The 26,070-nt window shown below is 65.0% G+C and carries 26 protein-coding genes and 1 tRNA gene; 15 read left to right on the top strand and 12 right to left on the bottom strand.

Annotated elements, in window-relative coordinates; genetic code table 11:
• Positions 1-12: 12 nt before the first annotated feature.
• From DCG74_RS07865 to DCG74_RS07840, 6 genes are all read left to right on the top strand, one after another.
• Positions 13-1,539, top strand: a complete 1,527-nt coding sequence (locus tag DCG74_RS07865) for an acyl-CoA synthetase (protein WP_172785976.1) — start codon at positions 13-15, stop codon at positions 1,537-1,539.
• A 162-nt stretch (positions 1,540-1,701) separates the two neighbouring features.
• Positions 1,702-3,489: an NAD(P)/FAD-dependent oxidoreductase gene (locus DCG74_RS07860; protein ID WP_172785977.1), complete on the top strand. Its 1,788-nt coding sequence runs from the start codon at positions 1,702-1,704 to the stop codon at positions 3,487-3,489.
• Positions 3,490-3,626: 137 nt separating this feature from the next.
• Positions 3,627-4,604: a peptidyl-alpha-hydroxyglycine alpha-amidating lyase family protein gene (locus DCG74_RS07855; RefSeq protein WP_172785978.1), complete on the top strand. Its 978-nt coding sequence runs from the start codon at positions 3,627-3,629 to the stop codon at positions 4,602-4,604.
• A 203-nt stretch (positions 4,605-4,807) separates the two neighbouring features.
• Positions 4,808-5,365 (top strand): HNH endonuclease, encoded by a 558-nt coding sequence (locus tag DCG74_RS07850; protein WP_172785979.1) that lies wholly within the window; start codon positions 4,808-4,810, stop codon positions 5,363-5,365.
• A gap of 265 nt (positions 5,366-5,630) precedes the next feature.
• Positions 5,631-5,852 carry a dodecin gene (locus tag DCG74_RS07845; RefSeq protein ID WP_172785980.1) on the top strand — a complete coding sequence of 74 codons (222 nt, stop codon included), beginning with the start codon at positions 5,631-5,633 and terminating at the stop codon, positions 5,850-5,852.
• Positions 5,853-6,012: 160 nt separating this feature from the next.
• Positions 6,013-7,917, top strand: a complete 1,905-nt coding sequence (locus DCG74_RS07840) for a diguanylate cyclase domain-containing protein (RefSeq protein ID WP_172785981.1) — start codon at positions 6,013-6,015, stop codon at positions 7,915-7,917.
• A 100-nt stretch (positions 7,918-8,017) separates the two neighbouring features.
• Here DCG74_RS07840 and DCG74_RS07835 read toward each other — a convergent pair whose 3' ends face one another.
• Positions 8,018-8,470: a YncE family protein gene (locus DCG74_RS07835; protein ID WP_172785982.1), complete on the bottom strand. Its 453-nt coding sequence runs from the start codon at positions 8,468-8,470 to the stop codon at positions 8,018-8,020.
• A gap of 148 nt (positions 8,471-8,618) precedes the next feature.
• Here DCG74_RS07835 and DCG74_RS07830 point away from each other — a divergent pair, with 148 nt between their 5' ends.
• Together DCG74_RS07830 and DCG74_RS07825 are read left to right on the top strand one after the other, a co-directional pair.
• Positions 8,619-9,650: a helix-turn-helix domain-containing protein gene (locus DCG74_RS07830; protein ID WP_246708857.1), complete on the top strand. Its 1,032-nt coding sequence runs from the start codon at positions 8,619-8,621 to the stop codon at positions 9,648-9,650.
• A gap of 49 nt (positions 9,651-9,699) precedes the next feature.
• The gene (locus tag DCG74_RS07825) at positions 9,700-10,347 is read left to right on the top strand and encodes an HAD family phosphatase (RefSeq protein WP_172785983.1); all 648 of its coding nucleotides are present in this window, start codon (positions 9,700-9,702) and stop codon (positions 10,345-10,347) included.
• A gap of 60 nt (positions 10,348-10,407) precedes the next feature.
• Here the strand turns inward: DCG74_RS07825 and DCG74_RS07820 are convergent, their stop codons facing one another.
• The 6 genes from DCG74_RS07820 to DCG74_RS07795 form a co-directional block, all read right to left on the bottom strand.
• Positions 10,408-11,376 carry an ABC transporter ATP-binding protein gene (locus DCG74_RS07820; RefSeq protein WP_172785984.1) on the bottom strand — a complete coding sequence of 323 codons (969 nt, stop codon included), beginning with the start codon at positions 11,374-11,376 and terminating at the stop codon, positions 10,408-10,410.
• Positions 11,373-12,368 carry an ABC transporter ATP-binding protein gene (locus tag DCG74_RS07815; protein WP_172785985.1) on the bottom strand — a complete coding sequence of 332 codons (996 nt, stop codon included), beginning with the start codon at positions 12,366-12,368 and terminating at the stop codon, positions 11,373-11,375. Before DCG74_RS07815 ends, DCG74_RS07820 begins: the two co-directional genes overlap by 4 nt.
• Positions 12,368-13,285: an ABC transporter permease gene (locus DCG74_RS07810; protein WP_172785986.1), complete on the bottom strand. Its 918-nt coding sequence runs from the start codon at positions 13,283-13,285 to the stop codon at positions 12,368-12,370. The genes DCG74_RS07815 and DCG74_RS07810 overlap by 1 nt, the downstream gene beginning before the upstream one ends.
• Positions 13,251-14,210: an ABC transporter permease gene (locus DCG74_RS07805; RefSeq protein WP_172785987.1), complete on the bottom strand. Its 960-nt coding sequence runs from the start codon at positions 14,208-14,210 to the stop codon at positions 13,251-13,253. Before DCG74_RS07805 ends, DCG74_RS07810 begins: the two co-directional genes overlap by 35 nt.
• Before the next feature lie 26 nt (positions 14,211-14,236).
• Positions 14,237-16,027, bottom strand: coding sequence for a peptide ABC transporter substrate-binding protein (locus DCG74_RS07800; RefSeq protein ID WP_172785988.1), 1,791 nt, complete (start codon positions 16,025-16,027; stop codon positions 14,237-14,239).
• 258 nt (positions 16,028-16,285) lie between these two features.
• The gene (locus DCG74_RS07795) at positions 16,286-17,704 is read right to left on the bottom strand and encodes a M20 family metallopeptidase (RefSeq protein WP_172785989.1); all 1,419 of its coding nucleotides are present in this window, start codon (positions 17,702-17,704) and stop codon (positions 16,286-16,288) included.
• Positions 17,705-17,986: 282 nt separating this feature from the next.
• Here DCG74_RS07795 and DCG74_RS07790 point away from each other — a divergent pair, with 282 nt between their 5' ends.
• The 3 genes from DCG74_RS07790 to DCG74_RS07780 all read left to right on the top strand — a co-directional run bounded on the left by DCG74_RS07790 (position 17,987) and on the right by DCG74_RS07780 (position 20,342).
• Positions 17,987-18,958 (top strand): S1C family serine protease, encoded by a 972-nt coding sequence (locus DCG74_RS07790; RefSeq protein WP_172785990.1) that lies wholly within the window; start codon positions 17,987-17,989, stop codon positions 18,956-18,958.
• Between the two features lie 25 nt (positions 18,959-18,983).
• Positions 18,984-20,054 carry a phospholipase gene (locus tag DCG74_RS07785; protein ID WP_172785991.1) on the top strand — a complete coding sequence of 357 codons (1,071 nt, stop codon included), beginning with the start codon at positions 18,984-18,986 and terminating at the stop codon, positions 20,052-20,054.
• An 81-nt stretch (positions 20,055-20,135) separates the two neighbouring features.
• The gene (locus tag DCG74_RS07780) at positions 20,136-20,342 is read left to right on the top strand and encodes a hypothetical protein (protein ID WP_172785992.1); all 207 of its coding nucleotides are present in this window, start codon (positions 20,136-20,138) and stop codon (positions 20,340-20,342) included.
• An 81-nt stretch (positions 20,343-20,423) separates the two neighbouring features.
• On the opposite strand, the gene DCG74_RS07775 is transcribed toward DCG74_RS07780, so the two are convergent.
• The 3 genes from DCG74_RS07775 to DCG74_RS07765 form a co-directional block, all read right to left on the bottom strand.
• Positions 20,424-21,083, bottom strand: coding sequence for a DsbA family protein (locus DCG74_RS07775; RefSeq protein WP_172785993.1), 660 nt, complete (start codon positions 21,081-21,083; stop codon positions 20,424-20,426).
• A 114-nt stretch (positions 21,084-21,197) separates the two neighbouring features.
• The gene (locus DCG74_RS07770; protein ID WP_172785994.1) at positions 21,198-21,647 is read right to left on the bottom strand and encodes a PaaI family thioesterase; all 450 of its coding nucleotides are present in this window, start codon (positions 21,645-21,647) and stop codon (positions 21,198-21,200) included.
• A gap of 3 nt (positions 21,648-21,650) precedes the next feature.
• Entirely contained in the window at positions 21,651-22,079 is a 429-nt protein-coding gene (locus tag DCG74_RS07765) for a thioesterase family protein (protein WP_172785995.1), read from the bottom strand.
• Positions 22,080-22,186: 107 nt separating this feature from the next.
• Between DCG74_RS07765 and DCG74_RS07760 the strand changes: the two genes are divergently transcribed.
• Positions 22,187-22,735 (top strand): TetR/AcrR family transcriptional regulator, encoded by a 549-nt coding sequence (locus DCG74_RS07760; RefSeq protein WP_172785996.1) that lies wholly within the window; start codon positions 22,187-22,189, stop codon positions 22,733-22,735.
• Between the two features lie 123 nt (positions 22,736-22,858).
• Here the strand turns inward: DCG74_RS07760 and DCG74_RS07755 are convergent, their stop codons facing one another.
• A complete protein-coding gene (locus DCG74_RS07755) occupies positions 22,859-23,341 on the bottom strand; it encodes a hypothetical protein (protein WP_172785997.1) in 483 nt (160 codons plus the stop codon).
• Positions 23,342-23,541: 200 nt separating this feature from the next.
• Between DCG74_RS07755 and DCG74_RS07750 the strand changes: the two genes are divergently transcribed.
• Together DCG74_RS07750 and DCG74_RS07745 are read left to right on the top strand one after the other, a co-directional pair.
• Positions 23,542-23,832, top strand: coding sequence for a PsiF family protein (locus DCG74_RS07750; protein ID WP_172785998.1), 291 nt, complete (start codon positions 23,542-23,544; stop codon positions 23,830-23,832).
• A 100-nt stretch (positions 23,833-23,932) separates the two neighbouring features.
• Complete coding sequence (locus tag DCG74_RS07745; protein ID WP_172785999.1) at positions 23,933-25,018, top strand: AbrB family transcriptional regulator; 1,086 nt, start codon at positions 23,933-23,935, stop codon at positions 25,016-25,018.
• A gap of 3 nt (positions 25,019-25,021) precedes the next feature.
• Here DCG74_RS07745 and DCG74_RS07740 read toward each other — a convergent pair whose 3' ends face one another.
• The gene (locus tag DCG74_RS07740; protein WP_172786000.1) at positions 25,022-25,561 is read right to left on the bottom strand and encodes a disulfide bond formation protein B; all 540 of its coding nucleotides are present in this window, start codon (positions 25,559-25,561) and stop codon (positions 25,022-25,024) included.
• 154 nt (positions 25,562-25,715) lie between these two features.
• On the opposite strand from DCG74_RS07740, the gene DCG74_RS07735 reads away from it, so the two are divergent.
• Positions 25,716-25,800: transfer RNA gene (locus tag DCG74_RS07735), tRNA-Leu, on the top strand.
• The last annotated feature ends 270 nt before the right edge of the window (positions 25,801-26,070 follow it).

Raw genomic sequence — 26,070 nt, 5'->3', positions numbered from 1 at the left:
ATAGGACACACCATGATCATCAGTGGCGAACGCCGGATCGGCTATGACGAGATCCAGGCGCGCATCAGGCGCGCGGCGAGCGGACTGCGCACCCTCGGCCTTGCCGAAGGCGCGCCGGTTGCCATGATGCTGCGCAACGATTTCGCCTTGTTCGAGGTGGTCGCGGCCTCCGCCGCACTGGGCAGCCCGGTGGTGCCGATCAACTGGCACCTGAAGGCCGAGGAGGTCCGCTACATCCTGACTGACAGCGGCGCGAAGATCCTGATCTGCCACGCCGACCTGCTGCCGCAAATCCGCGGCGGCATTCCGGAGGATGTCCGCCTGCTCGTGGTCGCGACACCGCCCGAGCTGGCGACGACCTTCGCCATTTCCCATGAGCTGACCGAGGTGCCGGCGGGCCTCACCGATTGGGACCGCTGGCGCGACGGCCACACCGAGACCCAGGAGCCGCCGCGGCGTGCCGCGGCGATGATCTACACCTCGGGGACCACGGGAATGCCGAAGGGCGTGCGGCGCATGCCGATGCCGCCGGAGCAGGCCGCCGCGTCCGAACGGGTCGGCGCGATCGCCTACGGCATCAAGCCGCGCGAGGGCCAGGTCGTGCTGATCAACGGGCCGATGTATCACTCGGCGCCGCATTCCTATGGCATGATGGCCTTCCGCAACGGCTGCACCATCGTCCTCCAGCCCCGCTTCGATGCCGAGGAGCTGCTGGCGCTGATCGAGCGCCACCGTGTGACGCATATCCACATGGTGCCGACCATGTTCGTCCGCCTGCTGCGCCTGCCGGACGCTGTCAGGCAGCGCTACGACCTTTCGTCGCTGCGCTTCGTGGTGCATGGCGCGGCGCCCTGCCCGCCCGAGGTGAAGCGGGCGATGATCGAATGGTGGGGACCGGTCATCAACGAATATTTCGGCTCGACCGAGACCGGCATCCCGGTCTGGCACTCGGCGGAAGAAGCGCTGAAGAAGCCCGGCACGGTCGGCCGCGCCATCGAAGGCGGCATCGTCAAGATCTTTCGCGATGACGGCAGCCTCTGCGATGTCAATGAGGTCGGAGAGATCTACATGCGCCAGACCGCGGTGCCCGATTTCGACTATCACGGCAAGGCGCAGGCGCGCGCCGAGGCCGGGCGCGACGGGCTTGTCAGCGTCGGCGACGTCGGCTATCTCGACGAGGACGGCTATCTGTTCCTGTGCGACCGCAAGCGCGACATGGTGATCTCGGGCGGCGTCAACATCTATCCCGCCGAGATCGAGAACGTGCTGATCGCCATGCGAGGGGTGCGCGATTGCGCCGTGTTCGGCATCCCGGACGCTGAATATGGCGAGCGGCTGTGCGCCTGCATCGAGCCGGAGAAAGGGGCGCAGCTCTCCGCGCCCGCTGTGCAGGCTTTCCTGCGCGAGCGACTGGCCAACTTCAAGGTACCGAAGGAGGTCAAGTTCCTGGATGCGCTGCCGCGCGAGGCAACCGGAAAGATCTTCAAGCGCAAGCTGCGCGATCCCTATTGGGCGGACCAGAGGCCGGGCGGCGCTTAAGTCGTTCTCCAGCCGCGTCCCGCGCGTGGAATGCCGGGCCATATTCCGTCCGGGCAGGGCCGCATGCCGGCCTCGCTCGGGTTCGCGGCTTTTGGCGGACGGCGAAACCGTATAGCGTTCGATCTCTGAGGAAACGCCGCGAAGACGGCCATGAGGTCGCGCATGCTGGACCGGACGCAGGATATTTCCATCGCCGCGCAAGGCTGGCTCGACCACTTCGAGCGCATCCTGGGCAGACCTGATCCCGCGACGCTGGACCCGCTCTTCCTCGCTGACGGCTTCTGGCGCGACGTGCTGGCGCTGAGCTGGAACCTGCAGACTGTCGCGGGCCGCGACGCGATCACGCAGGAGCTGACAGCGCGCGCGCCCAGGGCGGCGCCGACCCATTTCAGGATCGCTCCGAACCGGGCGCCGCCGCGCTGGGCGACGCGCGCCGGCACCAACAGCATCGAAGCGATCTTCCACTTCGAGACCGCGATCGGCCGCGGCAGCGGCATCGTGCGGCTCATCCCTGACACGGCCGACGGCGACCGCCTGAAGGCATGGACGCTACTGACCGCGCTCGACGAGCTCAAAGGCTTCGAGGAACAGCTCGGCACCTCGCGGCCGCGCGGCCAGGCCTATTCGCGCGACTTCCGCGGGCCGAACTGGCTCGACCAGCGCAATGCCGCGCGCGCCTATGCCGAGCGCGATCCCGCTGTGCTGGTGGTCGGCGGCGGGCAGGCCGGGCTCGCGATTGCGGCGCGGCTGAAGCAGCTGCAGGTCGATACCCTGATCGTCGATCGCGGGATGCGGATCGGCGACAATTGGCGCAAGCGCTATCACGCGCTGACCCTGCACAACCAGGTGCAGGTCAATCACCTCCCCTATATGCCGTTTCCGCCGAGCTGGCCGGTCTATATCCCCAAGGACAAGCTCGCCAACTGGTTCGAGGCCTATGTCGATGCCATGGAGCTGAACTTCTGGACCGGCACCGAGTTCGAGGGCGGCGCCTATGACGAGGCGAGCGGCCGTTGGACCGTCACGCTGCGGCGTGGCGATGGCAGCAAGCGGACCATGCATCCGCGCCATGTCATCATGGCGACCGGCGTTAGCGGCATCGCCAACATTCCAGACATTCCGACCCTCGACAATTTCAAGGGCACGCTGCTGCATTCCAGCCGCTACGAGGATGGCGAGAATTGGACCGGCAAGCGCGCGATCGTCATCGGCACCGGCAACAGCGGTCACGACATCGCGCAGGATCTTCATTCCAGCGGCGCCGAGGTGACGCTGGTGCAGCGCTCGCCCACGCTGGTCACCAACATCGAGCCGTCGGCGCAGCTGGCCTATGCGACCTACAACGAGGGCACGCTCGAGGACAACGATCTGATTGCGGCCTCGATGCCGACGCCGCTCGCGAGGAAGACGCATGTGATGCTGACCGAGCAATCGAAGCAGCTCGACAGGGAGCTGCTCGACGGCCTCTCGCGCGTCGGCTTCAAGCTCGATTTCGGCGAGGCCGGCACCGGCTGGCAGTTCAAATACCTCACCCGCGGCGGCGGCTATTATTTCAACGTTGGCTGCTCCAACCTGATCGTCGAGGGCAAGATCGGGCTCAGGCAGTTTTCCGACATAGAAAGCTTCAACGCCGACGGCGCGCGGATGAGGGACGGCTCGATCATTGCCGCCGACCTGATCGTGCTCTCGACCGGTTACAAGCCGCAGGAATATCTGGTGCGCAAGCTGTTCGGCGATGGCATCGCCGACCGCGTCGGCCCGATCTGGGGTTTTGGCGACGGCTTCGAGCTGCGCAACATGTATGCGCGCACCAAGCAGCCCGGCCTCTGGTTCATCGCCGGGAGCCTCGCGCAATGCCGGATCAACTCGAAATATCTGGCGTTGCAGATCAAGGCGATCGAGGAAGGGATTTTGCCAAGGGCTGTGGCTACGCCGCTGAGCACAGCTTGAGCAACACCGTCATTGCGAGCGTAGCGAAGCAATCCAGAATGTTTCCGAGGCGACAGTCTGGATTGCTTCGCTGCGCTCGCAATGACGACGCGGATGCAGACGTGCACGGAAGAAGCAACTAAAGGAAAGGACCACCCATGCCAGCCATTCTCGGCAGCGGCGAGCACCGTTACCGCGTCGTCGACAACTTCGCGAAATTGCCGGACGGCTGGCAGCTTACCGACGTCGCCTCGGTCGCGGTCGACAGCAAGGACCGCGTCTACGTCTTCAACCGTGGCGTCCACCCGATGGTGGTGCTGGACCGCGAGGGCAATTTCCTGCGCAGTTTCGGCGAAGGCCTGTTCTCGCGCGCGCACGGCCTGCACATCGACGCCGACGACAATCTCTATTGCACCGATGACGGCGACCATACCGTGCGCAAATGCACCACCGACGGCAAGGTGCTGCTGACGATCGGCATCCCCGCAAAGCCGGCACCGTTCATGAGCGGCGAGCCGTTCCATCGCTGCACTCACACCGCACTGTCGCCGAAGGGCGAGATCTACGTCTCCGACGGCTATGGCAATGCGCGCGTGCACAAATTCACGCCCGACGGCAAGCTGATCAAGAGCTGGGGCGAGCCGGGCACCGATCCCGGCCAGTTCAACATCGTGCACAATATCGCGACCGATGCCGACGGCTGGGTCTATGTCGCCGATCGCGAGAATCACCGCGTCCAGGTGTTCGACGGAGAGGGCAAGTACGAGACGCAGTGGAACAATCTGCACCGCCCCTGCGCGCTGTGCCGCTGCGGCGGGGCCAAGAGCCCGACCTTCGTGATCGGCGAGCTCGGCCCCGGCCTCGCCATCAACCGCAATGTGCCCAATCTCGGCCCGCGGCTGTCGATCGTGGACGCCAGGGGAAATCGCATCGCGCGGCTCGGCGGCGAGGAGGGACCAGGCGTCGCCAGCGGCAAATTCCTGGCGCCACACGGCATCGCGCTGGACTCGAAGGGCGATATCTATGTCGGCGAGGTCGGCGTCACCAACTGGGAGACCAGCTTTCCGGACGAGGAGATGCCGGCCGCGGTGCGCGCAACGCGATGCCTGCAGAAGCTGGAGCGGGTACCGGAATGAGGATCGGCGCCTGCCCGGCGGTTCCGCGCCAGGCCTCGCCCGGCCCTCTCCGAATCACGGCGTTTTTGGGCAGTTCGCCACCCCGCCGCCGCATTGGCCGCGGCTGAATAAGTCGCTCAACGGGCTTCACAATCCCGTCACGCTGCATGTAGTATGTCAATACATGCTGCTTCGCAGCGTACATTGGAGGCCGGGAGCGTTACTTGAACGCACATGTCTCGCAAGGCAGTTGGCCGGTGTTGGTGCTGAATGCGGACTTCCGGCCGCTGAGTTACTACCCACTGTCGTTGTGGTCGTGGCAAGACGCGATCAAGGCGGTGTTCCTCGACCGCGTCAACATCGTCGCACATTACGATCAGGCGGTTCGAAGTCCCACGCTGGAAATGCAGCTGCCCAGCGTCGTCTCGCTCAAGTCCTTCGTCAAGCCGACCACCCACCCCGCCTTCACCCGGTTCAACGTCTTCCTGCGCGATCGTTTCGCCTGCCAATATTGCGGCTCGCCCGAAGACCTCACCTTCGATCACATCGTCCCGCGCAGCAAAGGCGGCCAGACTACCTGGGAGAACGTGGTCGCGGCGTGCTCGCCGTGTAATTTGCGCAAGGGCAATCTCACGCCGGCGCAGGCGAAGATGTTTCCGCGCCAGACCGCGTTCGCACCGACCGTGCACCAGCTCCACCGCAACGGTCGCCTCTTCCCGCCGAACTATCTGCACGACAGCTGGCTGGACTATCTGTACTGGGATACGGAGCTGGATCCGTAGGGTTCGAGCTGGTGCGCTCTGCTCTCCTCGCTGCAACGCCAGCGTCACGCAGAGGCAGAGAGAGCCGATCGTCGCGTCGCGCCGTGTCCATCCCCAACGCTTAGCAGGCCGGCGCGGGCCGCTCCACCTCGGCTGGATGCGGGCCATCGCGGAGCAAGGAACCCGAAGCTTCGACGACCGTTCAGACCGTGGGCCAGGCACGCTCGCCTGCGCACGTTCCGCCATACATGTTTCGGATGGCAACATATCAAACAAGGGAAAGGCCATGCCCACACCCGAGCACGATCACGTCTACAAGATCCTGGACCTCGTCGGATCGTCTGAGACCTCGATCGAGGATGCGATCAAGAACGCCATCAGCCGCGCCTCGAAGACTGTTCGCGAGATAAGATGGTTCGAGGTCGTGCAGACGCGCGGCCATGTCGAGAACGGCGCCGTGCGTCATTTTCAGGTGACGCTGCGCGTCGGTTTCACGTTGGAAGGATGAAGCCTTAGGCTGGAGCGAGGTTAACATCCGCTGACGCGAATGAACCAAGATATATCGATGGTTCCCCCGGTCCAGTACAGACCCCGCACAATCATCGCGGATATTGCAATAGGCCGTTAAGGCGAAAGTGAGAGGTTTGCTCCGATTTGGAGCAAGCCTGATGGTCACGAGCCGCGAACTCGGCAAGACGCGCCTTCCGCTCTGGGCGGCCGGATTCGTCGTGCTGATTTGCGTGACCATCCTCGGCCTGAGTGCCTGGCGCGAATGGGAGGCGCGCAACGCCGATCTGAGGAACGCCGAGATCGACGTCGCCAACGTTGCTCATTCGCTGATCCAGCATGCGGACGACACGTTCGAGCTTGCCGATACGATTCTTGTCGGGCTGGTCCACCGGCTCGAACTCGACGGGACGGGTCCGGACACGATTACGAAGCTCCAGGCCTATCTGCCGACCCGCAAATCATCGGACCGCATCCGCGGCATCTTCGTCTATGATGCGACCGGCCGCTGGCTCGCCACGACGGAGCGCCTCGACTTCTCCAAGCTCAACAACAGCGACCGCGAATATTTCCAGCGCCATCGCGATTCTCCGGACGCGGGCACGCTGATCGGGCGGCCCATCAAGAGCCGCTCCGGCGGCCAGTGGATCATCACGGCATCCCGCCGGATCAACGATTCCGACGGCGGCTTCGCCGGCGTTGCCCTGCTCACGATTGACGTCAGCTATTTCGTCAAGTTCTACGAGCGGTTCGACATCGGGCCGAACGGCTCGGCATCTCTGCTCAACGGCAGCGGCATCATGCTGGCGCGCAGCCGCGACGAAAGCGGCGCCTTCGTCGGACGCGACCTGTCCGATGCGCCCTTGTTCAGAAGCTGGAAGAGCCGCCCCGCCGCGGCGGTTTATTATTTCAAATCGCCGCTCGATGGCGTGGCGCGGCTGAGCTATTACCAGCGCAGCAGCCGCTATCCGCTGATGGTGCTGGCGAGCAAGTCGCAGGACGACGTACTCGCCCCCTGGCGGCGCGCAGCAGCAACACGCATGAGCTTCGTTCTCGGACTCGTGCTCTTGATCGCGGTGATCGGCTACTATCTCGTCCGTCAGCTACTACAGCGGCAGCGCACGGCACAGGCCCTGGTCGCCAAGGAAGCCAATTTCCGCCTGCTGGCCGAACAATCCAGCGACATGGTAACCCGCATCGGGCTCGATAACCGGCTGCTCTACGTCTCTCCCTCCTGCGCGCGCATCACCGGCCGGTCGGCCGAAGAACTGCTGGGCACCTCGGCCCTCGCCGGCATTCACGCGGACGACATGGAACGGGTTGAGCAGGCCATCGCCGCGCTGAAGAAAGGCGAGGCGGAGGAAGCGCGGTTCGTCTATCGGCAGCGTCATCGCGACAGGGGCGAGATCTGGGCCGAGGCGGCGCTACATGTGACCGTGGCGTCCGACAGCGGCGTGGTCGACGGCGTCGTCGCAGTCGTGCGCGACATGACCGAGCAGAAGGATCTTCAGGACAGGCTCGCCTCGCTGGCAACCACCGACGGTCTCACCGGCCTCGCCAACCGCCGCGCCTTCGACGACCGCCTTGCCGACGAATGGGCGCGGGCTCGCCGCGACGGAACGCAGCTCTCGCTGCTGCTGATCGATGTCGATCATTTCAAGAAATTCAACGACCTCTACGGGCATCTGGCGGGCGACGCCTGCTTGCGCGCGCTGGCCCGGATTCTATCCGCCCAGGCCAGGCGTCCAGCCGACTTCGCGGCGCGCTATGGCGGCGAGGAATTCGCCGTGCTGCTGCCGAACACCGGCCCCGAAGGCTGCGCCGAGGTTGGAGAAGCGATTCGCCAGGCGTTGCACGATCTCGCGATGCTGCATGCGCAAAATCCGCCTTCCCGGCTCGTGACTGCGAGCGTCGGCGGCGCCGCGGCTCTTCCGTCCCAGACTGCGATGGATTCTAGCACGCTGGTCGCCGCCGCCGACCGTGCGCTCTACGCCGCCAAGGAGAGCGGCCGAGACCGGCTGGTGATGTCGGGCCAGGTGATCCCATGGCCCGCGAAAACCGCGTGAGCTGCACGGCCGGATTTGCCGCTCGCGATCCGGCAGGATATGACCGTAGGAACGGCTCGATACTTGGCCGGTCCGAGAGATTCTGCTGTGACCGATGCGATCAAGCTCGTCCTTGTTCGACATGGACAACGTCCTGTGCGACTACGGACAGGGTCACGTTTGCCGTGACCGTGTTCGTCAGAGCATTGATGACCACGAGTTGGCTGGACTGCGTCGTGACGTAGATCCGCGACCCGTCCGGGCTGGCCGCAACACTCAAGGGGGCTCCTGAGACCGAAACCGTCGTCACCACCGATTGCGACGCTGCATCGATCACCGTGACGCTGCCACTGCCTTGCTTGGCCATATAGATCCGGCTTCCGTCCGAAGATATCGTGATGCCGGAGGGGGCGCTTCCGACCCCGACCGTGCCGATGACGGTCTTCGACGCGGCGTCGATGATCGAGATGTTTGAAGAGTTCTCGTTGGCGACATAGACCCGGGTCCTTGCCCAACGTCTCAGCGCGAGGCAAGATCCACCTAAATCTCGTAATAGTTGCACAATGTCACTCACTCCCTCTACCTCGCCCTCGCTTGCACACCGATTTCCGAATGGCTACATCCAGACGCGACATTGGCTTGCCGCCGATCTCGGGAATTCAGTTGCGTGCGGTTCTTCCGCGTCGTGAGGGGATGTGGACGACACAGCGTTGAACGTGAGCATGGCGGCAGACATTCCCGGGCGCGGCCCGGAGGCGCTCGCGCGGTTGCGCGCGATGACGATCGACATCTGCGAGGTCATTCCGCATACCGCGGAGGACGATTTTCATGTCACCACCGTGACGATGATGACTCGCAACGCGTTGCTGATCGACACGCGTGCCACCGACCAGGATTATGACCGCTCGGCCGCACACGTCGCCCGCGGCGTCATGGATCATTTTCAGATCACCCTCTGCCTTGAGGGCGAGATGAAGTTCGGCTCGGGCCGGCGCGAGGTCACGCTGCGGCCCGGCGACATCGTCCTCATCGACATGGCGCAACCGAACCGGACCGCGCTGCGCGCCGCGGGCGGCCGCACCCGCCTGATGTCGATCGTCCTGCAACGCGCGATGCTGGCACCGCGGCTCGCCCATCCGGATGCGGCGACGGCAACTCTGCTGCCCTCGAACCATCCTCATGCCCGCCTGCTCGCCAGCCACTACGCCGCGCTCGCCTTGCGCTCCGGGCCCGGGACAGACACCGCGACCGGCCATGCCGAGGCCACGGTCGAGGCGATCGCCGACCTGGTCGCGGCCGCAGCCGGCGGGACGGCTGAAATCGTCGCGGGCCTCGAGCGCGCCGAGCGCCATCTTTACATCACGCTGATCAAGCGCCACATCGCGAACAATCTCGAAACCGATGCGCTCACCGCGGAAGAGCTCTGCCGCCATTTCCAGATCTCGCGCGCGACCCTCTACCGGCTGTTCGAGGCCGAGGGCGGACTTGCCCATTATGTGCGGGAGCAGCGGCTCAATCTCGCGTTTCGGCGGTTGATATCGCCGTCCGCGCAGGACGGCCGCCTGATCGAGCTCGCCGTCGACATGCGCTTCAGCAGCGATTCCACCTTCATTCGCGCATTCCGCCGCAAGTTCGGCCTGACGCCGGGCGAACTCAGGGAGTTGGCCGACGCCTGGCTGCGTGAGACCGGAGCGGTGCCGGCCGTCGACACGGTGCTGCATCAACTCGCACGGCGGCGCGGATCGCGGCCGTAGCGGGATTTGTCGCCCGCGTTCCGGCGGGATATGAGTGCACTCACGGCCGATGTTCGGCCAATCCGCGAGTGCCGCCGTGACTGACGTCATCAAGCTCGTCCTGTTCGACATGGACAACGTCCTATGCGATTACGACAGGGGTAAGCGCGTCGCATGTCTCGCCGAGCTTGCGGGGACGACCAGCGAAGCCGTCCACGCGGCAATCTGGGACAGTGGCTTTGAAGCGCTCGGCGATTCCGGCGCGCTCGAGGCCGCGGACTATCTGCGGGGCTTCGGTGAGCGCATTGGCTATCCGTTGTCGCTCGACGAGTGGGTCGAGGCGCGGCGCCGCTCAATGGAGGCGGATCGCGCGATGCTGGAGATTGCTGGGAGCTTGCGGCAAACCGTCGATATTGCGGTCCTGACCAACAATACCACGCTGGTCGCCGACCACATCGACACGCTGCTGCCGGACCTGCGTCCACTGTTCGGCTCGCGGATCTATGCCTCGGCCCAATTCAAGACGGCCAAGCCGGACCCGCGCTGCTATCGGCTCTGCCTTTCGGATCTCGACGTGAGGCCGGAAGCCGTCCTGTTCGTCGACGACCTCGCGGCCAACGTCGCCGGCGCGCGAAAGGCGGGCCTTTTCGCGCATCATCACACGTCCGTGCAGGCTTTCAGGCAGGCTCTTTCGGAACATGGACTGCTTCATGGATGAACAAGCGTAGGGTGCGGAAGCGCGCGCAAGCGCTAATGGCCGCCCTGCGGATTCATGGCACTACGCCAGATGGCACGCCACGAAGTGCCCGCCCGCGCCCTCCTTCAACACCGGCGCGCTTTCCGCGCAGCGCGGCTGGGCGATCGGGCAGCGGGTGTGGAAGTGACAGCCGGAGGGCGGCTTCATCGGGCTCGGCACGTCGCCCTTGAGGCGGATGCGCTCGCGCTTCAGCTTGGGATCGGGCACCGGCACCGCCGACAGCAGCGCTCTGGTGTAGGGATGCTGCGGGTTGCGGTAGAGATCGCTGGCCTTGGCGAGCTCGACGATGCGGCCGAGATACATCACCGCGACGCGGTCGGAGATGTGCTCGACCACCGAGAGGTCGTGCGCGACGAAGAGATAGGTCAGGTTCAGTTCGGCCTGGAGGTCCTCCAGGAGGTTGATCACCTGCGCCTGGATCGACACGTCGAGCGCGGAGACCGGCTCGTCGCAGACGATCAGCTTCGGTTCCACCGCAAGCGCACGGGCGATCACGATGCGCTGGCGCTGGCCGCCGGAGAATTCGTGCGGATAGCGGCGCATGTGCTCGGCCTTGAGCCCGACCTTGACCAGAAGGCCCGCAACGCGCTCCTCGCGCTCTTTCGGGGAGGAGGCGAGATTGTGGATGGTGAAGGCCTCGCCGAGAATGGCGCCGACCGTCATGCGCGGATTGAGCGAGGCGAACGGATCCTGGAACACCAGCTGCATGTTCCGCCGCATGGCGCGCAGATCGTTGCCTCCGAGCTTGCGCACGTCCTGGCCGTCGAAGACGACCTCGCCGTCGGTCGGCTCGATCAGGCGCAGCACGCAGCGTCCCGTGGTCGACTTGCCGCAACCGGATTCGCCGACGAGACCGAGCGTCTCGCCGCGGTTGACCGAGAACGACACGCCGTCGACCGCATAGACAGTGCCGACCTGGCGCGACAGCAGGCCGCCGAGCACAGGAAAATGTTTCTTCAGGCCGCTGACGCGGAGCAAGGGCTCGCTCATGACGCGGCTCCCAGGTTCGGATCGCCGAGATGACAGGCCATGCGGTGACCGGGCGCGATCTCGCGCAGCAGCGGCTCCTTCTCGGTACAGACATTCATGGCGAACTTGCAGCGCGGCGCGAAGCGGCAGCCGACCGGCGGGTTGATCAGGATCGGCACCGAGCCGCCGATCGCCTCGAGCCGCGTCTTGTGCTCGCTGTCGAGATCGATGCGCGGGATCGAGCGGATCAGGCCTTGCGTATAGGGGTGACGGGGATCGCCGAAGAGATCGTCGACGGGCGCCTCCTCCACCACCTTGCCGGCATACATCACGACGACCCGCTGCGCGGTCTCGGCGACGACGCCCATGGCATGGGTGATCAGCATCACCGCCATGCCGAAGCGGTCCTTCATGTCCTGCAACAGGTCGAGGATCTGTGCCTGGATGGTGACGTCGAGCGCGGTGGTGGGCTCGTCGGCGATGATCAGCTTCGGCTTGCAGGCAAGCGCCATCGCGATCATCACGCGCTGGCGCATGCCGCCGGAGAACTGATGCGGATAATTGTGCACGCGGCCTTCGGCATTGGGGATCTGCACCAGCTTCAGCATCTCGATGGTGCGCTCGAGCGCCTGCTTCTTGGTCACCGCTTCGTGCCGCCGCAGGCTCTCGGCGATCTGCTCGCCGATCGTGAGCACCGGGTTGAGCGAGGTCATCGGCTCCTGGAAGATGAAGCCGATCTCCTTGGCGCGGATCTCGTCGAGCTGGTTGCTGGTCAGCGGCACGAGATCGCGCCCCTCGAAGATGATCTGGCCTGCCGCGATCCGCCCCGGCGGCATCGCGATCAGCTTCAGGATCGACATCGCGGTCACGGTCTTGCCGCAGCCGGATTCGCCGACGACGCAAAGCGTCTCGCCCTTGTTGATGGAGATGTCGACCCCGTCGACGGCCTGGAGGATGCCGTCGTCGGTGGAGAAGTGGGTTTTCAGGCCCTTGATCTCGAGCAGCGGCGCCATCAGATCACCCGTCGCGCATCGAGCGCGTCGCGCAGACCATCACCCATGAAGTTGATGGCCACCACCGCGATGAAGATCGCGCCGCCCGGGAACAGCGCCCAGTGCGGGCCGATGTCGAGAAAATCCTTGGCATCAAACAGCAGCCGGCCCCAGGTCGGGGTATCCGGCGGGAAGCCGAGGCCGAGGAAGGACAGCGTCGATTCCGCGATGATCGCGGCGGCGACGTCGATGGTGCCGGCGATGATCACCGGCCCGACTGCATTGGGCAGGATGTGCCGCACCACCTGCCGCACCGGGCTGGCGCCGAGCGCGCGCGCGGCTTCGACGAACTCCTTCTCGCGGAGCGACAGGAACTGGGCACGCACCAGCCGCGCCACCGGCATCCAGCGCAGGCCTCCGATCACGAGCACGATCAGGATGAAGATGCCGCCTTCGGGCCCGAACACCTGCTTCAGCCCGTCGCGGAACAGATAGATCAGCAGCAGGAGCAGCGGCAATTGCGGCAGCGACAGGAACAGATCGGTGAGCCACATCAGCCCGTGCCCGAGCGCGCCGCGCGACATGCCGGCGAGCGCGCCGATCAGCGTGCCAATGATGACGGCGACCAGCATCGCGGCGAGCCCGACCGCGAGCGAGATGCGGCCGCCATAGATCATGCGCGCCAGGATGTCCTGGCCAAGATCGTCGGTGCCGAAGGGATGGGCGAGCGACGGACCCTGCAGGCCCGCGACGATGTCGATCTCGTTGATCTTCACGCGCCACACGAACGGCCCGAGCAAGACGGCGAGCACCAGGATGAGGAGCAGGACAGCGCTGACCACCGCGAGCCGGTGGCGGCTGTAGCGTCGCCATGCTTCGCGCCAGGGCGAATAGGCGCGCCGCTCAGCGGAGGGAGATGCGAGGGTCAAGCCAGCCATAAAGGACGTCCGCGATGAGATTGAACAGCACGACCAGGCACGCGAAGACGAAGGTCACGGCCATCACCACCGGCGTGTCGTTGGAAAGGATGGAGGAGATCAGCAGCGAGCCGATGCCGGGAATGCGGAAGATCTGCTCGGTGACGATGGCGCCGCCGAACACCGCGGGCATCTGCAACGCGATCAGCGTCACCACGGGGATCATGGCGTTGCGCATCACGTGCTTGACGATCACCGTGGCCTGGCCGAGGCCCTTGGCCCGCGCCGTGGTGACGTAGTCGAGCCGGATGACGTCGAGCATCGCCGAGCGCACGAAGCGCGTCATCGACGCCGCCTGGAACAGGCCGAGCACCGCCACCGGCATGATCGCCTGACGGATCATCTCAAGCACCCAGCGGATGCCGGTCGCCTTGATGTCGGTGGTGTAGACGAAAGGCAGCCAGTCCAGCGTGACCGAGAAGATCAGGATGAACAGGATGCCGGTGAAGAAGGTCGGCAGCGAGAAACCGACGAAGGCGAGCGTATTCGCGATCTGGTCGAACAGCGAATACGGCCTGGTCGCGGCGTAGACGCCGACCGGAATCGCGATCAGCAGCGCCAGGATCTGCGCCGAGCCGATCACGTAGAGTGTGGCCGGCAGGCGCTGCAGAATCAGCGTGTCGACGTTCATCCGGCTGACGAAGGAGAAGCCCCAGTCGCCGTGCAGCATGGCGTTGAGCCAGTGCAGGTACCGGAGGTAGATCGGATCGTCGAGACCGAACTTGGCCCGGAGCGCCGCCTGCACTTCGGGCGGCACGTTCGGATTGGTGGCCAGTTCGGAGAACGGATCGCCGGGGGCGAGCGCGAGCACGACGAACAGCACCAGCGAAATCGCCAGCAGGCTCGGAACGGCAATCAGGAGGCGACGCAGGACATACTGACTCATAGGGAAGAATCCCGTTTAGCCTGCGCTCATGCCTCCCGGTACCAGTCCTGGATGTTGTCGGTCCGGTTGGCCCAGCCCGAGAGCGCCGGCCGCAACGTGTTGGAGCAGGCATCCACCAGCAGGCGATGCATTACCGGAATGAACACGGTGTCCTGCCACAACAGGTCGTTGCACTTGATGTAGAGCGCGGCGCGCTTGACCGGATCGGTCTCGGTCTCGGCCGCAGCAATGGCGTCATCATACTCCTTGTTGACATAGCGCGGGAAGTTCTGCCCCTGCCATTTGTTCTCCTTTGTGGCCACATTGGCGGAGATGTAGCGGCGCATGTGCAGGGCCGGATCCGGCTGCGTCATTGGGATCTGGAACTCCTCGATGTCGGCATAGAACTTGGGGTAGGTGTCCGGGTTGGCGACGTCGGACGAGAAAAAGACCGAGGCAACCACCGATTTCAGTTCCACGTCGATGCCGGCCTTCTGGCAGGCCTGCTTGACGATGGCCTGGGTCTTCTGGCGCGGACCGTTGGTCGAGGTCTGGTACAGAAGCTTGAATTTCTTGCCGTCTTTCTCGCGGATGCCGTCGGCGCCGACCTTCCAGCCGGCGTCATCGAGCATCTTCGACGCCTTCTCGACGTTGAACTCCCACGAGGTGTTCTTGGAGACGAACTTCTCGGGACCGTTGAGGTAGTTGGCCGTGGTGCGTCCGGCCCGGCCGTAGATCGCTTTCTTGACGGACTCGCGGTCCACGAGCAGGGCGAGTGCCTTGCGCACGTTCGGATCCGACAGGATCGGGTGCTTGGTCTTGATCGAGGATCGCTCGCCGTCGATCTCGACGTTGGGGTCGGTGAAATTGATGGCGATGAACTCGATGTCGCCACCGGTGGCATAGACGGTCTTGCCCTTGCCGCCCTTCTCCAGACGCAGCAGCACGTCGTCTTCGACCTGCATGTTCCAGGCGAAATCGAATTCGCCGGTCTGGATCACCGCGCGCGCCGCCGAGACGGCATCGCCGCCGCCCTTCATCTCGATGGTGTCGAAATGCGGGCGATTGGGCATGTGATAGTCGGGATTGAGCTCGCCACGGACCACATCGCCCGGCTTGAACTCGACGAATTTATAGGGACCGGTGCCCACCGGGGACAGATTGTTCGGCGCCTCGCGGGACTTCGAGCCCTTGTAGTCGGCAAACAGATGCTTCGGGATGACGCATCCATAAGCGCCGACGAACGCGTTGGCCCAGAACGGCGTCGGGGTCTTGAACAGGATGCGAATCGAAAGATCGCTGACCTTCTCGACCGTGATGTCACCATAGGTGCTGATGCTGACGGCAGCCGTGGCAGGATCGCTGGCGTATTGCCAGGTGAACACGAAGTCGTCGGCAGTCAGCGGTTTGCCATCGTGCCATTTGACTCCCGGCTTGATTTTCCAGACCACCGACTTGGCATCGGCGGCGAGACCGCCGTTTGCAACCGAGGGAATCTCTGCAGCGAGGATGGGGTTGAGATTGCCGTCGGCGTCCCAGCTCGCGAGCGGTTCGTAGAAAACCCGCGATCCGTCCTGGTCCTTGGTGCCGGTGGCGAAATGCGGATTGAGTAGCGTCGGCCCCTGCCACCACAGCACCTTGAGAGGCCCGCCGCCCCCGCGCTTGGTCGGCTTGTAGACCGCGGGGCTCTGCGCCATGGCAACGCCGCCGAGCGCGAGGAGCTGGTTGGCCAGGGGAGCGGTGAGACCGACCGCGGCGAGGCGCTTGACGAAGGCGCGGCGGTCCATCCGTCCGTCCTTCACCTGACCGATCATTGAACGCAGCTCTTTGTCCAGCATGGTTGTCCCCCGTCTGGTTCCGGCATGGATGCAGGCGGCCGCTCGCGACCGCCGGGTTTGGCTGGCGGTAGATGGCACACCGAATGGGGTGCACGTCAACTGGGACCGTGTGTATGCAAACGGTCTTCTGGCTGTCCGTTGGGCAAAATTGCGCTCAGCAGCCCATCCGTTCGGCAATCCAGCAGCAAAATCTGCTGGATTGCGCGCTGCACTGCGGAAAATTTGTTCGCTGGATCAGACGAAGTATCGAGGCCGATTCTACGCCACGGACATGTCGAGCGGCGGCGCGACCTGATCCGGCAACGGACAGACGTAAGGTGTCCTGGCCGTCCGCTTCTGGAGATCGGTCTTGGCGGCCTTGATCAGCTCCGGTTCCGTCAGCGCCTTGATGCCGAGACCGGCCATGGCCTTGGCCGCCTGCACCATGGCCTTGTGCGCGTGCGGGCTCTTGCCCTGCGCCACCACCTGCCAGGTGTGGAAGGGCGTGCCGATTGCAACCGTCGGTGCGTGCACCTGCACCGTCGGCACCACCCAGCTCACGTCGCCGACATCGGTCGAGCCGACGAGCGGGTTGCGCTTGGCATCGAGCGGCACCAGGAAGTCGGCCAGCGGCCGATCGGTCGGGTCCATGCCGATCGCGTAATAGACGGAGGCGATGTCCTTGTCGCTCAAGGTCGCACGGATCTGGCCGGCAAAGCTCTTGTCCGCATCGTCGAAATGCGGCGGTCCGAGCTCTTCCATCACCTGGTGCAGCGCCTGCTCCAGCGGCCCGTTCGGCAGGATGTTGGAGACCGCGGAGATGATCTTCATTTCGACCTTGGTCTCGGTCATCAACGCGGCGCCTTGCGCGATCTTCGACACGCGCTCGACCAGCTCGTTCATGCCGGGAAGATCGCGCGCGCGGATCGAATAGCGCACGCGCGCATGGGCCTGCACCACGTTGGGCGCGATGCCGCCGGTGTCGAGCAGCGCGTAGTGCACGCGCGCGTCGCTCGGCATGTGCTCGCGCATGTAGTTGACGCCGACATTCATCAATTCCACCGCATCGAGCGCCGAACGGCCGAGATGTGGCGAGGCCGCCGCATGCGAGGTGCGGCCGGTGAAGGTGAAATCGGCGCGCGTATTCGCGAGCGACGGCGTCACCGCCACTTCCCAGAAACTGTGAGGGTGCCAGGTGATGGCGATGTCGGCGTCTTCGAACGCGCCGGAGCGCACCATGAAGGCCTTGGCGGCGCCGCCTTCTTCCGCAGGGCAGCCGTAATAGCGCACGCGGCCGGGCACCTTGTTCTCCGCCAGCCAGTCCTTTACCGCCGTCGCGGCGAGCAGCGCGGCGGAACCGAGCAGGTTGTGACCGCAGCCATGGCCATGGCCGCCGGTCTCGATCGGACGATGCTCGGCAACACCCGCCTCCTGGCTGAGGCCCGGCAGCGCATCGTACTCGCCCATGAAGGCGATGACCGGACCGCCCTCGCCCCACTCGCCGATCAGCGCCGTCGGGATGCCGGCGACGTTCTCGGTGATGCGGAATCCCTGATGGCGCAGCTCGGCGAGATGCTCGGCGGCGGACCGCGCCTCGGTGTAGCAGACCTCAGGCATGCCCCAGACCCTGTCGCTGAGGTCGATGAAACGTTCCTTGATCGTATCGATGCCACGCCAGATGTCGCTGCGGTTGTCCATGCTTGTCGTCCGTGATCCCTTGGTCCAACGAAGCGGCAATGGTTAGCAGCTTCACTGCACGGCGCCTAGCACCGCGCCGGACAGCAGCCATGCGGCGGGGGCCGGATAACATGACGACCCGTGCAAGAGGTGTTTCCAGGCCTTTCGAAAATTTCACGCAGCGTTCTCCCGAATAGTTGGGAACGAGGCTTTCAAGACCGCCTGCTCCGGCCTAAATTAGGCGTGCTTCGCGCGTCGCTCCGCCAGACTTGCCGGAGCGATGCCCTCAGCCAGGAGAACTCGATGAGCACCCTGACCGAATGGAGAGTGCCGCCGGCGAACCAGCCGCGGGCGAGCGACTACGGTTTCGATCTCGACCGCGCGCTCGGCTCCGTCGTCGGCCTGCACGCCATCATCCCCCCGGACGCGTTCAGTGCCGAGACGCTGGGCACCGAACGCGCCGGCAACGGCGTCGTGATCGACGACGGCCTGGTTCTCACGATAGGCTATCTCATCACCGAGGCAGAGTCAGTCTGGCTGCACCGCGCCGATGGGCGCGTGGTGGAGGGCCATGCGCTCGGCTTCGATTCCGAGACCGGGTTCGGGCTGGTGCAGGCGCTCGGCCAGCTCGACATTGCGCCGCTGCCGCTCGGCTCGTCGGCGGCGACGCGGATCGGCGACCGCGTCGTGGTCGGCGGCGCCGGCGGACGCACGCGCTCGGTCGCGAGCCAGGTCGTGGCGAAACAGGAATTCGCCGGTTACTGGGAATATCTGCTGGATGAGGCCATCTTCACCTCTCCCGCACATCCGAACTGGGGCGGCACGGCGCTGCTCAACGAACGCGGCGAGCTGATCGGCATCGGCTCGCTCCAGCTCGAGCGCGAACGTGACGGCAAGGCCGAGCACGTCAACATGATCGTGCCGATCGATCTCCTGAAGCCGGTCCTGGAGGACTTGCGCAAATTCGGCCGCGTCAACAAGCCGGCACGGCCCTGGCTCGGGCTGTACTCGACCGAGATCGACAACCGCGTGGTGGTGATCGGGATCTCCGCCAACGGCCCGGCCGCTCGCGCCGAGCTGAAGACCGGCGACGTCATCCTCGCCGTCAACGGCGACAAGGTGACGAGCCAGACCGCCTTCTACAAGAAGATGTGGGCGCTCGGCGCCGCCGGCGTCGACGTGCCGCTCACCGTTCATCATGAAGGCGTCACCTTCGACGTCACGGTGACGTCGACCGATCGCTTCAAGCTCTTGAAGGCGCCGAAGCTGCACTGATCCAAGGGCTTTGAGGAAGCGGGCGATGACCGAGGCCGTGGTGGACGACATCGTGGCCGTGCTGCCGCCGCTGCTCAACGCGCTGGAAGCACTCGGCTTCTTCCAACGGCATCTGCATCCGCCAGCCTTCGCCTCGGTGATGGATGCGATCGGCACGCCGGACGAGGCGCTGCAGACGGCGCACGCCGCAATCGGGGATTGGCCGGAGCAGTTCGCTGGCCTGCGCGAGCGGCTCGATCGCGCCTGCGGCGAGACGCTCGCTGCCTTTGCCGGCATTCGTGAAGTCGAGCGGGGCCATGGCGATCTCGTCGCGGTGTTCCGCGCCCTGCGCCATGTCCCGCGCGCGCAGGAGGCGCTTTATCCGCTGGCGGTTAAGTTTCCGCCCGTGAGCGGCTTCTTCCTCAACGCCGCCAATCGCGACAATGCGGATTTGTTGTCGAAGCTCGAAGCCGGCGCGAGCGAAGATACCGGCATCTTCCACGACCACAACGAGCCCGGCAGTCGCGGCGGCTTCTCGGTCTATGTCCCCGAATATTACACGCCCGAGCGTGCCATGCCGCTGGTGATGGCGCTGCATGGCGGCAGCGGCAACGGCCGCGGCTTTCTGTGGAGCTGGCTCCGCGACGCCCGCAGTCTTGGCGCGATCCTGGTGGCGCCGACTGCGACCGGGCCGACCTGGGCGCTGATGGGCGACGACACCGACACGCCGAACCTCATGCGCATCCTCGAGGCTGTGCGCAGCCGCTGGAGCATCACCCCCTCGCGCATGTTACTAACTGGCATGAGCGATGGCGGCACCTTCTGCTACGTCACCGGCCTCGACGGCGCCTCGCCCTTCACGCATCTCGCGCCTGTTGCGGCGACCTTCCATCCGCTGATGGCGGAAATGGCCGACGCAACGCGCCTGCAAGGCCTGCCGGTCTTCATCACTCACGGCAAGCTCGACTGGATGTTTCCGGTGCAGACCGCACGGCAGACGCAGGCGGCACTCTCCGCCGGCGGTGCCGACGTCATTTATCGCGAGGTCGACGACCTCAGCCACACCTATCCGCGCGAGATCAATGCGGAGCTGATGGAGTGGCTGAATGCAGAATGAACAATCTCTCCTTAGATGCGCCGCATGGTCGCGGAACCATCACTCCGGGCCGACGTTATTGCCCGTCACCGGAGGTTCGCCATGCAGACTTTTTTTGGAATGATCCTGGGCGCGCTGCTGCTTGCGTGCGGCGTCTACATCTATGATTCCATGCAGACGTCGTCGGTCGCCAAGGGTGAGGTCGCGACGACCAACCGTACCATCGTGAACTGGGACGTCGCCAAGGCCGATTGGGATGCGCTGCGCGATCGCGCGCACAAGGACTGGGTCCGCATCTCGTCGAAGTAATTTCGTCCGATCGACATGAACAAGGCGCCGTCGCGAACTCCGCGACGGCGCCTTTCTGTTGCGTCCTGAAATATCGGCCGCTCAGTTCATCTTGGCCTTGCGGGCGTCGGCGATGACCTGCTCGAACTCGGCCATGCTGAGCGCGCCGGGCACGCGATACTTGCCGACGATGAAGGACGGGGTGCCATGGAAGCCGAAAGCTTCAGCCTGTTCGTTGTTGCGCTTGAGGATGGCGTCGATGTCCTTGGCGTGCCCGGTGAGATCGCGCTTCAACCGGTCCATGTCGACCCCGGCGGCCGCCAGCAGCTCGTTGATGCGCGGCTCGGTCAGGCGCGAGCTGACGCCGATCATGGCGTCATGGGCCTGGTGATACTTGCCCTGGAATTTGGCCGCCAGCGCGCTCCGCGCCGCGGTGACCGAAACCGGCCCGAGGATCGGCCAGTCCTTCATCACCAGCCGCACCTTGCCGTCGTCCTGGACCACCTGGCGCAGCTCGGGCTCGAGCTTGCGGCAATAGGGACAATTGTAGTCGGACCATTCGACGATGGTGATGTTGCCGTCGGGATTGCCTGCGACGGGCGTGTCGGGATCGCGCAGCACCTTGGCTTCGGTCAGCACCTCGTCATCACCGGCCGCCGCGCGCGCCGGGACGATGCCACCCACCGCGAGAGCACCCGCTCCGATCAGCGTCAAGGCTGCGCGCCGCGTCGGCGCAAGGCCACTCTTCCCAAATCCGGTCATATCTCGTCCCGTTCCGGCCCCATCTTGCGGATAATATGCCCGCGGACCGGCCATTGTTACGGGTCATATAGAATGGCGCGGGCGGGATTGCCACGCGAATCGCACCCGGTCCAGCTAAGCCGCCGCGCGAGGCAGCATCGCCATCAACGTCCCGCTCATCGTGGCGATCAGCGTGGTCTTGCCGTCATGCTCGGCGTAGGCCTTTGCCTCGCAGAAGGTCAGCGTGCGGCCGGGCTTGACCACTTCGGCCTTGAAGACGAAGCGCTCGCCGCGGGCGGGCGCGAGCAGCGTGGTCTTGAATTCGACGGTGAGGATACCGGCCTCCGGCGGCATCAGGCTGAAGGCCGCAACGCCGCAGGCATTGTCGAGCCCGGCCGTGATGATGCCGGCATGGATGAAGCCGTTCTGCTGTGTGAGGGCCGGTGCATGCAGCATCGCCAGCTCGACCTCGCCCGGTGCGAGGCGGACGATCACGATGCCGAGCGTGCGCATGGCCGGCTGGCCATCGAACATGGCGATGGCCGCCGCGCGGTAGCCCGGGTTTTTCGGCTCGAAGGCTGTCATGGCTCACACCTCGGCAGGTTCCGCAAGATGCCTCGAGGCCGCTTCGCGAATGGCATCGGCGAACGGCGCGGACTTCCGCAATTGGCGGTCCATGTGCACGCCGGTGATCTCGCACGTCGCGGCGAGCTCGCCAGTCTCGGCATTCGTCATGTCGTGCCGGAAGCGGATCGACTTGTCCCTGATCTCGAGCAGATGGCTGCGGATCTCGACGATGTCGCCGGCGAGCAGCTCGCGCTTGTAGGCGATGTTCTGCTGCACCGCGGCCATGCCGCGGCCGGAGGAGCGCAAATAGCTCGGCGTCAGGCCAATGCGAGCGAACAGATTCCAGTTGGCCTCGTCGAACTTGCCGACATACCACATGATGTTCATGTGCCCGACATGGTCGCATTGCCATGGATAGACCGTGCCGCGATAGGTTGCCTCCTGCTCCATCGCAACTCCTCCCGCAATTTCGTCCTTGATCGTTGATACGGTAGCGTATCAAACCCGTGTCGCGTTAGCAATACGGCACCGTATCAAGTCCGGGTGAGGCTTCCTTCATGAGCGACGGCAAGGGCGATGTCTGGGTCGAGGCTGGATTTGCCGAGCTCGCCCGTGCGGGGGTGGAGGGCGTGCGGGTCGAGGTGCTCGCCAAAAACCTCGGCGTCACCAAGGGTGGGTTCTACCGGCGCTTCGCCGATCGCGCCGCGCTGCTCGAGGCCATGCTGGAAGCCTGGCGCAAGGGCCGCATCGCCGCGATCGCGCAGCAGACAAGCCTTGACGGGCAAGCGCCGCGCGAACGGCTGAAGGCCGTGATCCAGCTCTATTCCGAGCGGCTCAATCCGGAAGGCATGGCGATCGAGCTTGCGATCCGGCAATGGGCCCGCTCGGACGAGAACGCCGCGGCAGCGGTGGCGAGCGTCGATGCGGCGCGGCTCAAGCACGTCGGCGACCTCTATCGAGCCACCGGCCTTGCGACCGAGGAGGCTGACGCGCAGGCCTTCCTGTTCTACTGCTTCATCTTCGGCCAGAGCCTGTTGTTCGTCGAGAGCGGTCCGCGCAAGCGGTCGCAGCTCGTGGCGAAATCGGCCGAGAAGCTGCTCGACTGAGCCAGATCCTTACCTGAAGGGCCGCGTAAGCGTCAAGGGTGCAGCGGTTTTCCGAAAAGATCGTGCGCCAAAATACAGGCGAAAAGGCCGGAGCGTTGCTCCGGCCTTCGTAGCATTCGAAGCTCAGGCGGAGCCCTTCAGCTTCTTGGTGCATTCGCTGTAATAGCCGCCGCCCTTCTGGATCCACTTCAAGCCGCCGTTGCCGTTGGTGGTCTTGTTGGCATTGTACTGGTCGACGCAGGTGTGCAGGCGCGCCTTGCCGGCGGGCTCCTTGGCATATTTCGGATCGACCGCGTTCGGGTAGATCGCAGGTCCCGCCGGCAGGGCCGGCGCCGCGGCGGGCGCCGCCTCTTTCTTCGCCTGCTTCGGCTCCGCGGGAGCCGTGGGCGCTGCCGCGGTCGGCGCAGCGGCGGGCGTCGCATCTGCACCGCATTGGGCCTTGCGGAAGTCATTCCACTTCATGGTGCCGAGCGAGCCGTCCTTCTTGGCGGCCTGGTACTTCGCGCTACACTCCTGCGCGGTCAATGCCTGCGCCGGCGCGCTCGCCAGCAATCCCGCGACACCCGACGCTGCGATCGCACACAACAATTTCGTCTGAATGGTCATCCTTGGGTCTCCTGCTTGGTCTTCCCTGACGGAAGTGAATTGAGGATTGCTATCCTAGCGTGCCGGACGCTTGCGACAAGGATGCGATGAGTTGCGCCGGCAAAATATAGTGATCCCGCCGCTTCACTCATTCATGTCGCGTTCAGCAACACGAGCCGACGTTTCAGCCCTTCGCAATTCTCGCAAGCAGAGTGCACCACATGACCTTCACGTCCCGCCTCGCCGCCGTCGCGCTCGCCTCCCTGCTCCTCACCGGCACCGCCTTCGCGCAGACCACCGCACCGGCCGCCAAGACCGACACTGCCGCCACTGTCCCCGACAAGAAGGCAACGAAGGAGCGGTCGGCGGAATCGCTGGAATGCTCGAAGCAAGCGGACGCCAAGGGATTGAAGGGGAAGGAGCGCAAGAAATTCCGTCGCGAATGCAAAAAGGAGGCGAAGGCCGGCAGCGCAGCCGCCGCTCCCGCAGCTCCCGCCGCCGACAAGAAATAAGCCCGTCATGCTTCCTTCCGAGCATCCGCGGAAGACGTCGCGCATTGCGGCATGACGAGCCTGCAATTGTGCGGCTCGGGCGGATTTGCGATAAGGTGGCGTGAAGCAAATCACCGCCTCCCTGTCGTTCGAATGGCCGAGCCGTGCCAAGATCCTGAGCACGGTGGAGACGCTCGTCATCGGCACCGCCGGCGGCCTCGCGTTTCTGCTCGCCGGCCTGCCCGGCGGGCTGATCTCCGGCTCGATGATCGCGGTCGGGATCGCCGCAATCGCCGGCCGCCAGCTGAGCCTGCCGCCGATCCTGACCCAGACCGTGCTGGTGCTGCTCGGCATCTCGCTGGGCTCGGTCGTCTCGCGCCATTTGCTTCAGCAGGTCAGCGCCTATCCTCTCACCATCGGCCTGCTGGCGCTCGCCACCTTCTGCTCCACGTTCGGCTCCAGCTATTACCTCCAGCGCATCCATGGCTGGGACCGCACCTCGGCTTTCCTGGCCGGCAGCCCCGGCGCGCTGTCGCAGATCACGATCCTGGCGGTCGAGCGCGGCGCCGACCTGCCGGGCATTGCGGTGGTGCAAACCATGCGCGTCATCATCCTGACCGCCGCGCTGCCGATGGTGCTGGCGATTGCAGGAGTCGCGCCCTCGGCTGCGCCGTCGCTGGCAACGACCATCGCCTCGCCGCTCGATCTCCTCGAGCTGGCCGCCGCGTCGCTGGCGGCAGCGCTCGTGTTGCGGCTGATCAGGTTTCCCGCAAGCTGGATGTTCGGCGCGATGATCGCCTCCAGCGTGCTGCATGGTGCCGGATGGGTCGAGGGCGGCCTGCCGGATTGGGTGCGCGGCGTGGCGCTGATCGGGATCGGCGCACTGATCGGCAGCCGTTTCGCGCGGATGCGAATCAAGACGCTCGCCGGCCACCTCAGCGCGGCCCTGGGCTCGTTTGCCGTGGCCATCGCCGTCTCCGCCATCTTCGTCGGCATCGTGGCGCTCACCACCCAGGTGAAATTCTCCGACGTCATCGTCGCCTTCGCGCCCGGCGCCATGGATGCGATGCTGGCGCTGGCCTTGACGCTGCACATCGACCCGATCTTCGTCGGCGCCCATCACCTGTCGCGTTTCGTTTTCGTGACGATCGCAACGCCGGGCATCGTGCACCTGTTCGGGCGCACGCAGGACGACGTGGACGATTGAGCTTTAGCGCTTCGCCGTCCGCACCAATCCCCACGCGGTGATCGCGGCCATCAAGAGCGAGATCAGCACGTTGTAGCCGGCGAGCGAGAGGCCGAGGAAGCGCCACTGCACCTCGTCGCAGCGCACCACCTTCACGGTGTCGAGCTTCGACAAGAGATCGGCGGCGCTGCCGAGATTGACGACGGGCCCGGAGCAGTCGGTCGGCCCCTTCCAGAACCCCCATTCGACCCCGGAATGGTAGGCGCCGAGACCGGCATTGACGAGCATCGCCAGGGCGAGGATCGCGAGCCCCGCCAGCAGCAGCGGCCGCGGCGCGCCGCTCCGCGCCGCCAGCGCCGTGAGCGCACCGAGCGGTATTGCGAGGTAGTAGGCGTAGCGCTGCTCCAGGCACAATGGACAGGGCAGGATCTCCAGGACGAGCTGGAAGAACCAGGCGCCCGCAATCGTGGCTACGGCGACCAGCGTGACCATCGCCGAGGCGGTCAGCGCGGGGCTCGTGGCGGCCGGCTTGAACGCAGGTATGGCGGCACTCTCGGTGGTCACGGCAGCCTCTTTGGCATCTCTCGCGCCCCAGCCTCTAGCCCCGGCCCATGCGGCTGTCGAGAACGGCTGACATCACTTTGGCGCGGGTTGACCCCGCCCCGTCCATGGCTATAGTCCGCCGGCTTCGCGACGCCGCCTATGGGGCCGACCGAGGGCCCCTGTGGCGGAACTGGTAGACGCGCTCGACTCAAAATCGAGTTCCGCAAGGAGTGCTGGTTCGATTCCGGCCAGGGGCACCACGATAAAACACTAATAATAACTATGCCTTAAGCCGTCGGTTCGATCCCGGATTTCTCCGGAAAATCTTCGCGATGCATTGAAACCACAAGTAAAAGTTCGCTCCGGCCGTCCGTTTTGTTGGCATTTTTGTCGGTATCGGGCGAACAAACGTTCATGGCGAATTTCGCTATTCCCGACGAGGGAATTGAGCAGATGGCCCCCAGGAACGACGGCTGAACTTTCCACTCGATATACGTACCAATCGCCGCTGGATATTGTGAACAGATCGG

The sequence above is a fragment of the Bradyrhizobium sp. WBAH42 genome (assembly GCF_024585265.1).
Classification (GTDB): Bacteria; Pseudomonadota; Alphaproteobacteria; order Rhizobiales; family Xanthobacteraceae; genus Bradyrhizobium.
This window is presented reverse-complemented; position numbering and strand designations above follow the sequence as displayed.